At 68.5% G+C, this 676-nt stretch carries 1 protein-coding gene; it reads left to right on the top strand.

Going from position 1 to position 676, the window contains the following annotated elements:
* Positions 1 to 23: 23 nt before the first annotated feature.
* Positions 24 to 676: condensation domain-containing protein (locus tag FNQ90_RS25820; RefSeq protein ID WP_182608517.1), on the top strand; the 653-nt coding region annotated here is incomplete at its 3' end.

Below are 676 nucleotides of genomic sequence, written 5' to 3' on the forward strand. Positions count from 1 at the left end.
GTCCCACCCACCGTGGTGCCGCGGTGCCCGTCGAGTTCCCGGCGGAACCCGTCGCCCGGGCCGCCCGCGCCGGGGGCACCACCGGTTTCGCAGTGGTAGCGACCGCTCTGGCCATCGCGCTGAACGCCCTCTCCGGCAGCCGGGACGTGGTCATCGGCATCCCGACCAGTGGACGCGCCCACCCCGACACCGCGAACATCCCGGGTTTCTTCGCCAACACCCTGCCGCTGCGCCTGACCGTGGACCCCCGTCTCACCACGGGCGCGACACTGGCCCTCACCCACCGCGCCCTCATGGAGGCGCATCAACACGCCGGCACCCCGTTCGAGGAGATCGTTCGGCATGCGGCGCCGACGCGGGGCCAGGGGAGCAGCCCGCTGTTCCAGGTCATGCTCACGCTCAACGAGACCCCGTCGCGCACCCTCGACCTCCCCGGCCTGGAGGTGACCAGGCTCGAGCTCCCCCCGGCGGATACTCAATTCGATTTCTCGTTCCATCTCGAACAGGACGAGGACGTCATCACCGGTTATCTCACCTACAGTACCGACCTCTACGCGGAAGAGACCGCCCGCCTCTTTTCGGAACGCCTTTCCGCCATCGTCTCCGCGTTGGCGGGTGATGTGGATGAGGTGGTGCGGGATGTGGGGGTGTTGTCGGTGGGTGAGTGTGTGCGGTT

The sequence above is a fragment of the Streptomyces alkaliphilus genome, from assembly GCF_014141535.1.
Classification (GTDB): domain Bacteria; phylum Actinomycetota; class Actinomycetes; order Streptomycetales; family Streptomycetaceae; genus Streptomyces; species Streptomyces alkaliphilus.